The following is a 10,496-nucleotide window of genomic DNA, read 5'->3' as shown; positions in this document are numbered from 1 at the left end:
TTTGCGGCAATGAGCAATCCTACAAAAATAAAAATGAAATAATATTTATTAATCAAAATATCTAAAAAATAATAAAAAACAATTTAGTTGAATAATTTATGAATTAACTATCAAACAACCCTACTATAAAAATTTATTCCCATTTTTAAACGGGATTTAGTATATTTTTTTATTTAATAAATTCCAAAAATTCTTTTACTTGTTTTTTCAAGGCTTCTGTATGTTTATCAGTAAGAGTTAAAACTCCTGTTTGCCATGCTTCTGATGGTACAACTAAACCTGTTCCAATTCCTTCCATTGGATTCATACGGATATAAGCAAGCAATGTTGAAAGATTCTGTCTTACAAATTTTCCTTCTGTAGAACCTGCGATACTGCTTACAGTTGCTGGTTTTCCTGCAATAACTGTTGGTGTCTCTCTATCGAAAGCTACTAATGGACGAGATAACCAATCTAGTACATTTTTAAGTATAGCAGGGTAAGAGCCGTTGTATTCTGGTGAGACAACCCATAATGCATCTGCTTTTTCAGCTTGGCTACGAATATTTTTGACTGCCTGTGGTGCTGGAAATTCTGTATCTTGTTCTAATAAAGGAACATCTCTGTAATTTAAGAATTCCACATTTGCTTCTTTTTTTAATTCTTCTGCAATATAATCTGCAACTGTTTGGTTAAATGAATTTTTTCTAAAAGATCCTACGATTAATAATACTGTTTTTTTTGACATTTTGTTTCCTCCATTTTTTATTGTTCTAAAATTATATTTTAATAACTAAATTTAGTATGTTAAGTAAAAATTTTTGAAAGTCAGGAAAAATGAGTTTATTAAGTTTAATTCTAAAATAGATTTTATATGTTTTTAAATTTTCTTAAAATTCTTATTAATTCCTGTTTTTCTTCGGATGAAAGGATACTATAGGTATTTTTTATTTCATTACGGTGTTCAGGTAAAAGAGTTTCAAATAGTTTTTTTCTCTCATCTGTCAAACCTACTAGAAATGCACGCTTATCTGTTGGGCAAGTCTTCTTGTATAACCAGCCTTTCTGTTCCATATTTTTTATAACAACCGTAATATTTCCCGAAGTTGACAATGCTTTTTCGATAAGTTCACAAACACGCATTTCGCCTTTTGTATAAAGCACATCTAGAACACTAAATTGTGAAACAGTAATCCCTTTATCCCTAAAATCTTTTCCAATTTTATTATTAATACTCTTAACAGCCTTTTGCAATATAATCTGCAAATGAATATCCGAATTTTTTTCCCAGCTTGTATCCATAAATCATCTCCTTAACAATTTCACTAATTAGTAATAAATTTATTTATCACTAGTTAGTGATTTTGTCAATAATTTTTTTGTATATCCAAATAAAAAGAAAAATTTATTTTTATTAACTTATAAGGTATGATTAAAAAATAAATAGGATGTAAGATTACTTAAAATTTTAAGTAGTCTTTTTTTGGAATAAAATATTTGTGATAATTGTTTTATTTATTAAAAGAAAAATTATTTATATTTATTAAGAGATATGCTATAATAATTTTAAGTGAAATGAAAAATAAATTTATTTTGTAAAGAGGGCTGTTTTATGGATAAAGCAAAAAAAGAGCTGGTTATAATAACTGGAATGAGTGGGGCTGGAAAATCTGAGGCAATGAAATTTTTTGAGGACAGGGAGTACTTTTGTATTGACAATTTTCCTATTAATTTATTTCAGTATTTAAACGAGATATTTATTAGCAGTGAAAAGAGAAATCGGGTGGCAATAGCGATAGATGTTAGAAATCAGGAGTTTATAGAACAATTGACAAAACAGCTTGAAGTACTGGATAAAGAGGAAATTTTGCATACTATGATTTATCTGGATGCAAGAACAGATGTTCTTTTGAGCAGATACGAACTTTCCAGAAGAAAACATCCTCTAAATCTATATGATACATTACTTGCAAATATAAAAGCAGAACGTAAAATTATAAAAGATTTTATGGTAAAAGCCGATTTAGTGATTGATACAAGTACATTATCGGTAAAGGAACTTCAAGAAATTTTAGAAAAGGAATTTTCAGGTCAAAGAAAAAAAATAAATATTAATTTAACATCTTTTGGCTTTAAATACGGAATTCCACTAGATTTGCATTTAATGTTCGATTTACGATTTTTACCAAATCCTTATTACATTGATAATTTAAAAAATAAAACTGGAAATCATAAGGAAGTTCAGGATTATGTAATGGGACTGCCAGAAAGCCAAGAATTTTACAAAAAGCTGTTAGATATGCTTTTGTATCTAATTCCAAAATATGAAAAAGAAGGAAAATCTCATTTACGTATAGGAATTGGATGTTCAGGAGGACAGCATCGTTCAGCTACCTTCGTGAATAAACTTTATGATGACCTTTCACAAAGGATGGACTATCACATTGGAAAATTTCACAGGGAAGTGGGAGAGAAAAAAGAAATTTAATTTATTCAAAAATGTGAATGCAAATTATAAAATAATATAGAAAAAGAAGAAATATGGAAAAATTAAAAAAATTGAAAATTGAAGAAGAAATAAAATCACCAATTAAATACAAAGATATTCCGACACATCCAGGAGTTTATCTGATGAAAAATGTTCGAGGAAAGATTATTTATGTTGGGAAAGCGAAAAATTTGCAAAATAGAGTGAAATCTTATTTTATGAATGTAAATTCGCATAATCAGAAGACGCTGGAATTAGTCAAAAATATTAGGGATATTGAGTTTTTTATCTGTAAATCAGAAGTTGAAGCACTTATTCTGGAAAATAACTTGATAAAGAAAAATAAGCCAAAATACAATATTTTATTAAAAGATGAAAAAACTTACCCATATATAAAGTTTACAAAAGAAAAATTTCCTAAAGTGGAAATTGTAAGAAGCACAAAAAAATTAAATGAAAATGCAGAATATTTTGGACCATATCCAATGGGAATATTTTTTGCAATGAAGTCGCTTATTAAAATATTTCCAGTGCGAGACTGCAATCGAAGTATGGATAAAATAACAAAACCTTGTTTAAAATATTATATGAAAACTTGTCCGGCACCTTGTAAGTACAAAGATATCGAAGATGAGTACAGTACAAATGTCAAAAATTTCAAGAATTTTTTGAAGGGACATTCTGACAAAGTTATTGAAATGCTAGAAAGCCGAATGAAAAAGTTTAGTGATGAAATGGAATTTGAGCGTGCAATTAGTGAACGTGAAAAGTTGAGCGTATTGAAAAAAATGCTTGAAACACAGATTATTGAATACAGCAAGGAAATTGACGAAGATGTATTTGTGTTCGAGGAAAAAAGAGAAAATGTGTTTTTGTGTGTGCTGAATATTCGGGAAGGGAAGGTTATTAATAAAAACCACACAGTAATTTCGATGGAGAGAAGTCAGGAAGAGAACCTGTTCGAGCGGTTAATTACTTCATATTATGAAAAAAGGAACATTCCAAAGCATATTATTTGTGATGAGCGATTTATGTCAAGCGAACTTTTGATAAAAGAATGGGCAAAAATTGAAAAACATAGGGAAATAAAATTTCATTTTCCAAAAATAAATAGCCGAAGATTGCAGCTATTAGAAATGGGGTATTTAAACTTACGTGAAGAAGTGGATAAATACTACAGAAAGCGTCGTATGGTTCAGGAAGGATTGCGTAATTTAAAAAAAGAATTGCGATTGAAAAGTTTGCCTTACCGAATTGAATGTTTTGATATTTCAAATATTCAAGGGAAAGATGCAGTTGCAGCAATGACGGTAGCACTGGATGGGGAAACTACGCCAAAGGAATACAGACATTTTAAGATTACCGTAAAAGACACACCTGATGACTTCTTAATGATGAGAGAAGCATTGACACGAAGATATTCCAAAATAGAAAATGATCAAATGCCCAATTTAATTTTAATAGATGGTGGAAAAGGACAGCTAGGTGTAGCTGTAGATGTGCTGGAAAAACTTGGAAAAATAGAGTATACCGATGTGATTGGAATTGCAAAAAGGGAAGAGGAAATTTTTAAAAGTTATGAAAGTGAGCCATATTTATTTGAAAAAACGGATGAAACATTGAAAATTTTGCAAAGATTGCGTGATGAAGCACACAGATTTGGAATTACACATCATAGAAAATTAAGAAGTAAACGAAATGTAAAAAGTGCATTAGATGATATTGCGGGAATTGGTCCAAAACGTAAAAAAGAATTAATAAAAAAATTTGGATTGATAAAAAATATACGAAATGCGACATTGGAAGAATTGATGGAAGTAGTGCCAGAAAATATTGCGATTTCTATAAAAGAAAATTTATAAAAATATTAGGAGGAAAAACTTGAAAAAATTAATAATTTTGATGTTGCTTGGATGCAGTATAACGAGTTTTGCTCTTTTTGATAAAATAAAAAAGGAGATAAAATGGAAGGAAGAAGAACAGCCACGATTTAATCAGGTAAAAGTGATGATTGATGGGGAAGAGAAAATGCGAAAGGTTATACCGGGGCGTTACGAGATAAAATTATTCGAAATTACTTATCCGACAGATTTGTTTGGAAAGAACAGATTTTACAATGAATTTAATACTTTCCTGAAAAATATAAAAAAAGGAAAGAAATATTCATTGCTTCTGGAAAATAGATTTTATCAGGAAATGCAGGATATAAAAGTTGATCAGCTTTCAGAAGAGGAAAAAATATTGGAATTACCAGCTTCTTCTTTGGATGAATATTATAGACAGCAGATGGTTGCAATGTCAAACGGTGCTAATTTGACAGAATACCTTGGGACAGATCAGGAATATTTGAATAGACAGATTTATGTACTTTATGAACTTTTAAATAAAACTGATTTTAATCCCAAAAACGTTTATTCAGAACTGGATAAGGAGTTCTTGATTGAAGAGTTGAGAAACAATCGGAAAGAAGTTGTAGAAAATTTTGAAAAATCAAATGTTGAATTTTTTATAAAAGAAACTTATGAAAATTCAGGATTAAACAAGTTTAAAGATGATTCTGTGTACAAATTTGACAAAGATATTCTAATTTCTGACAAGCTAGAAGATCAGGCAGTATTGCCGGAACTTCAAAGAAATGTTTATCTAACAGGTTTTCCTAACGAAATCATAGAAGAACTTGCAAAAAATCAGCTAAAATTAAAAAGAACACCATTATTACTTGAAAATAGTGAATATCATGGCTATACTTATAATGAAAACAATACAGTAGTGTTCATAGGAGGAAAAAATCCAAAATATTATTACAAAGATTATAAGATAAATGTCGTGAAAAAGCCAATAGAAGTACTTAGTTTGTTAAAAACAAGTTCAAACTACTATGTATCAGACTTTTTTTAAAATTATATTTTTTATAGAAATAATAAATTTGTTTAATATAAAATCTTAAATCGTTTGTTTAAAAATTTCTGTTAATTTAAGAATAATTAAAAAAGTTTTTGGATGAATGATTTATGGATGAAAAAATATTGAATAAGGATAAATCTTAGAGAAGTAGGAGGAAAAATGAGCGGATATATTTTGGAAATGAAAAATATACGTAAAGAATTTTTGGGCGGAAAAATTGTCGCAAATGATGATATTACGCTAAAAGTAAAAAAAGGGGAGATTCATGCAATTGTTGGGGAAAATGGAGCAGGTAAGTCTACGCTTATGAAGATTTTGAATGGATTGTATTCTCCGACTTCTGGTGAGATTTTTTATAAGGGGGAAAAAATTGATATTGAAAGTCCTACGACTGCGGCAAATTTGGGAATTGGAATGGTTTATCAGCATTTTATGCTAGTTGATACATTGACAGTTGCTGAAAATATGGTTTTAGGATTTGAACCTAAAAAGGGTGGAATATTTTTTGATTTGAATACTGCAAGAAAGAAGGTTAGGGAAGTTTCTGAAAGATATGGACTGAATATTGATCCAGATGCAAAAGTATCAGATTTATCAGTTGGAATTCATCAGAGAATTGAGATTTTGAAGGTGCTATTTAAGGGAGCAGAGCTATTGGTGTTTGATGAGCCGAGTGCAGTGCTTACACCTCAGGAAGTAAAAGAACTTTATGAAATTATGAGAAATCTTGTAAAAGAAGGGAAAACAATAATCTTTATTTCTCATAAATTACAGGAAGTACTTGATTTATCAGATAATATCACAGTTATTAGACGTGGAAGCGATGTTGGAGGACTCAAGACTGAGGAAGCAACAAAAGAAAAAATTGCAAATCTTATGGTCGGACGTGTTGTACTGTTTGAAGTGAAACGTCCAGATGTCAAACTGGGAGATGTAGTTGTAAAAGTTGATAATTTAACTGTGAAAAGTGGAAATATTGAAAAATTAAAAGGTGTTTCATTTGAAATAAGAGAAGGAGAAATTCTTGGAATTGCTGGTGTAGAAGGTAATGGACAAACTGAACTGATAGAAGCTCTTGCAGGACTTATAAAAGTTGATAGTGGAACATATTTTATAAATAACGATGAGTTGGAAAATAAATCACCAAAACTTATTAAGGAAAAAGGACTTTCCCATATACCTGAAGATAGACATAAAAGAGCAACTATTGATGATTTTACTATAGAGGAGAATATGGCTTTAGGACTTCAGGATCAATATTCTAAAGGAATATTGCTAGATTATAGTGAAATTGAGAAAAAAACTAACGAATACATAGAAAAATATGATATTAGACCTACAGATGGAAAAATAAAATTTGGCGGACTGTCTGGAGGAAATCAGCAAAAAGTCGTTGTAGCAAGAGAGCTGGAACGTGAAAATAAATTTATTATTGCGGCACAGCCTACAAGAGGAGTCGATATTGGTGCAATTGAGATGATTCATAATACGATTTTGAATGAAAAAACTCAGAAAAAGGCTATAATGCTTGTTTCGGCAGAGTTATCAGAAATAATGGCATTAAGTGACAGAATTGCAGTAATGTATTCGGGAAAAATTGTAGGGGTTTTGGATAGACAAGATGCAACAACAGAAAAAATAGGAATATTAATGGCAGGAGGGAAAATAGATGATTAAAAATAAGATAAAGGATTTTCTACCATCTATAATTGCAGTATTAATCGCATTAATTATTGGTGGAATGATAATGATAACAAAAGGTGTAAATCCATTTACAGCCTATACCGATATGATGCGAGCAGCTTTTTATCAAACTTCGCCAAGATCTCCATTATTTAGTGGACTTGCAAAGACATTATTTATTGCAACACCATTAATATTTTCAGCACTTGCCACAATGGTAGCCTTTAAAGCGGGATTATTTAATATAGGAATGCAAGGACAAATGATTGCAGGAGGACTTGCGGCTACTTTCTGGGCAATCACATTTAGAAATTATGTTTTTGGAAATGTGATTGTTGTAATAATTGTGGCTATAATTGCTGGATTTCTTTGGGCTGGAATAGCTGGACTGTTGCGTGCAAAATTTGGAGTAAGTGAAGTAATCAGTACGATTATGTTAAACTATATTATGATTGAAGTGCAAAATTTCTTGTTAAATGGGCCTTTAAAAGATCCTGCTTCACAAAATACACAATCTCCACGTATCTTTGAAGGAGCAAGATTACCGCTACTTTTTGCAAAAATTACAAAACAAAACTTAAATTTTGGTTTTATAATCGCAATTCTTCTGACAATAGGAATATTTTTCTTTTTCAAATATTTTAAAAAAGGATATGAAATAAAAGCAGTCGGACAAAGTGATACAGTTGCTGAAAATGCAGGAATCAATCCAAGACATATTATGTTTTTGGCAATGGGAATCGCTGGAGCATGTGCTGGACTTGGAGGAGCTGAACGTGTTTTAGGTGGAGCATCACAGTACACATACACTGAGTTAATAATGGGAGATTATGGATTTACAGGACTTGCAGTAGCACTTCTTGGAAAAAATAACCCATTTGGAATATTAGTTGCAGCGATATTTTATGCGGCACTTGAAGTTGGGGGACAAATGTTGCAGCAAAGATACCAGATTGATAAAGATATTGTATTTATTATACAAGCATTAATAATTATTTTCGTAGCGTCAGAAAATTTATTTAAATTTATGCTTAATAAAAAGAAAACGGTATAAATTTAATTATCAAATAAAAAATATTGAGTCAGAAAGGAAAAATAAAATGATTGTATTAAAACAAATATTTAATTTATTGCAACAAACAATAATAATAGCACCTCCAATTTTAATAACAGCTGTAGGAGCGTGTATTTCTGAAAAAAGTGGAGTTGTTAATATTGGACTTGAAGGAATTATGCTAAGTTCAGCATTTGCAACAGCAGTTGTCAATATTGCTACAGGAAATCCATATTTAGGAATAATTTTTGGAGTGATAGTGGGGGTCTTAATCTCACTAATTCACGCAGTAATAAGCATTAATCTTAAAGGAAATCAAATTATAAGTGGAGTTGCAATAAATTTATTTGCAGTTGCAATCACTTCGTATTCTATAAAAGCCATCTATAAAACTGCTGGAAGTACTCCATTGGCAAAGTCATTGGCAAATCGTCCATTAATGATAATTATAATCTATGCAATCGCTATAGCAATGTATTTTTTCTTATATAAAACAGTTTTAGGATTGAGAATTCGTTCCGTGGGAGAACATCCGTTAGCGGCCGATACAGTTGGAATAAATGTTTATAAGACAAGGTATATCGCTGTACTTATATCAGGTGCATTAGGTGGACTTGGAGGGGCTTATCTTACAGCAGTATTGCTTCCATCTTTTTCAAACAATATGTCAGCAGGACGTGGATACATTGCCATGGCTGCAATGATTTTTGGAAAATGGAATCCATTAGGAGCAATTTTGGCAAGCCTATTATTTGCTTTTGGACAAGCATTTGCAGATGTCTCAAAAACAATCGGGTTACCAATATCTCAGCAATTTTTGACAATGATACCATACGTTTTGACTTTATTGGCATTAGTTGGATTTGTAGGAAAATCGAAAGCACCGAAAGCATCAGGATTGCCGTATGAAAAATAAAATTTAATAATTAAAAAAAGGAATAAAAATGTCAAAATCTTATCAGGAAATAAATGCAGAAACAATTAACCGATGGATTGAAGAAGGCTGGGAATGGGGACAGCCAATTAGTCATGAAACTTATTTAAACGCTAAAAATGGTAATTGGGATGTCCTCTTAACACCAGTCAATCCTGTACCTCACGAATGGTTTGGAAACTTAAAAGATAAAAAAATATTAGGACTGGCTTCTGGTGGTGGACAGCAAATGCCTATATTTAGTGCTTTAGGGGCAAACTGCACTGTTTTGGATTATTCAGATAAACAGCTGGAAGCTGAAAAAATGGTTGCAGAACGTGAAAAATATGAAATAGAAATTATCAAAGCCGATATGACAAAAAAATTACCATTTGCAGACAATAGTTTTGACATAATTTTTCATCCAGTAAGCAACTCCTATATCGAAAAAGTTGAACCGGTATTTAAAGAATGCTATAGAATTTTGAAAAAAGGTGGAATTTTATTGTGTGGTCTTGATATTGGAACAAATTATACTGTAGATGAAAAGGAAGAAAAAATCATTAATAGTCTTCCATTCAATCCATTAGTCAACGAAGAGCAAAGAAAACAGTTGGAAGAACAGGACTGTGGAATTCAATTTTCCCACACAATATCAGAACAGATAGGCGGACAATTAAAGGCTGGATTTAGACTAACAGATATTTACGATGATACAAATGGATTTGGAAGATTGCATGAACTTAATATTGCAAGTTTTGTAGCAACAAGAGCAATAAAAGAATAAAAATACAAAAGGAATATTTAATATGAGAAAAATAGTTTTTATATTTATGATGCTTTCGATAGTTTCTTTTTCAAAAGATTTGGAAATAAGTACAGCTAAATTTTTTAGTGCATGTGGGGAAAATGATAATGAACATTTAAAAATACTAGAAAATGAACAAAAAAAAATGGATGAAATATATAATAAATTAATTCAGAAATTTAATAAAAATAGAAGATATCACTCTAAATTGAAGTAGAAGTTAATTAATTCTCAAGAAATGTGGATAAAATATTCAGATGAAGAAATGAGACATTATGGAATGTATAGAAATTGGTATAACCTATGCGTTAGAGAAAAATCTGAAACAAGAGAACGGATTAATTTAATACAACAAAGGATACTGGAATTAACAAATGAATATAAAAAATATTTAAATTAAAATAATAATTGGAAAAATCTGTTTCATAGATTGTTAAAAAAATTTGTGAAACAGGCTTTTTTGTCTTTAAAAATTTATTATTAATAAATAGCTTTTCTTTATTTATTTTTGCAGGATTGCTCATTGCCGCAAAACCTTATCTTGCAGTAAAAGGCTTATCCTAATAATTAAAATTGTGGCAAGATTGCTACGCAATACCTATGGCTATACTATGACTTTTGTTTGTCTAATTCCGAAACTCCTCCTTTCAGTCGTCAGACAGTCGTA

10 protein-coding genes are annotated in these 10,496 nt (G+C 30.4%); 8 read left to right on the top strand and 2 right to left on the bottom strand.

All coding sequences use genetic code 11. The annotated features are described in order from the left end of the window. Window positions 1–169: 169 nt before the first annotated feature. A complete protein-coding gene (locus HMPREF1552_RS10355; protein WP_021745142.1) occupies window positions 170–727 on the bottom strand; it encodes an NADPH-dependent FMN reductase in 558 nt (185 codons plus the stop codon). 122 nt (window positions 728–849) lie between these two features. Then, the gene (locus tag HMPREF1552_RS10350) at window positions 850–1,281 is read right to left on the bottom strand and encodes a MarR family winged helix-turn-helix transcriptional regulator (RefSeq protein WP_021745141.1); all 432 of its coding nucleotides are present in this window, start codon (window positions 1,279–1,281) and stop codon (window positions 850–852) included. A gap of 310 nt (window positions 1,282–1,591) precedes the next feature. Between HMPREF1552_RS10350 and rapZ the strand changes: the two genes are divergently transcribed. The 8 genes from rapZ (at window position 1,592) to HMPREF1552_RS10310 (ending at window position 10,046) form a co-directional block, all read left to right on the top strand. Further along, window positions 1,592–2,467 (top strand): RNase adapter RapZ, encoded by an 876-nt coding sequence (rapZ, locus tag HMPREF1552_RS10345; RefSeq protein ID WP_021745140.1) that lies wholly within the window; start codon window positions 1,592–1,594, stop codon window positions 2,465–2,467. Window positions 2,468–2,520: 53 nt separating this feature from the next. Continuing rightward, window positions 2,521–4,329, top strand: coding sequence for an excinuclease ABC subunit UvrC (gene uvrC / locus HMPREF1552_RS10340; protein WP_021745139.1), 1,809 nt, complete (start codon window positions 2,521–2,523; stop codon window positions 4,327–4,329). Window positions 4,330–4,348: 19 nt separating this feature from the next. After that, a complete protein-coding gene (locus HMPREF1552_RS10335) occupies window positions 4,349–5,365 on the top strand; it encodes a hypothetical protein (RefSeq protein WP_039901613.1) in 1,017 nt (338 codons plus the stop codon). 165 nt (window positions 5,366–5,530) lie between these two features. Then, window positions 5,531–7,048, top strand: coding sequence for an ABC transporter ATP-binding protein (locus HMPREF1552_RS10330; protein WP_021745137.1), 1,518 nt, complete (start codon window positions 5,531–5,533; stop codon window positions 7,046–7,048). Beyond that, window positions 7,041–8,108 (top strand): ABC transporter permease, encoded by a 1,068-nt coding sequence (locus HMPREF1552_RS10325; RefSeq protein ID WP_021745136.1) that lies wholly within the window; start codon window positions 7,041–7,043, stop codon window positions 8,106–8,108. Before HMPREF1552_RS10330 ends, HMPREF1552_RS10325 begins: the two co-directional genes overlap by 8 nt. Before the next feature lie 46 nt (window positions 8,109–8,154). Further along, window positions 8,155–9,024: an ABC transporter permease gene (locus HMPREF1552_RS10320; RefSeq protein ID WP_021745135.1), complete on the top strand. Its 870-nt coding sequence runs from the start codon at window positions 8,155–8,157 to the stop codon at window positions 9,022–9,024. Window positions 9,025–9,052: 28 nt separating this feature from the next. Further along, the gene (locus HMPREF1552_RS10315) at window positions 9,053–9,808 is read left to right on the top strand and encodes a class I SAM-dependent methyltransferase (protein WP_021745134.1); all 756 of its coding nucleotides are present in this window, start codon (window positions 9,053–9,055) and stop codon (window positions 9,806–9,808) included. 22 nt (window positions 9,809–9,830) lie between these two features. After that, a complete protein-coding gene (locus tag HMPREF1552_RS10310; protein ID WP_021745133.1) occupies window positions 9,831–10,046 on the top strand; it encodes a hypothetical protein in 216 nt (71 codons plus the stop codon). Window positions 10,047–10,496: the final 450 nt, after the last annotated feature.

Origin of the sequence: Leptotrichia sp. oral taxon 879 str. F0557, from assembly GCF_000469385.1 — a bacterium.
Lineage (GTDB): Bacteria > Fusobacteriota > Fusobacteriia > Fusobacteriales > Leptotrichiaceae > Leptotrichia > Leptotrichia mesophila.
Note: the sequence above shows the minus strand (reverse complement) of the source record. Positions and strands in the feature narration are given on the sequence as shown.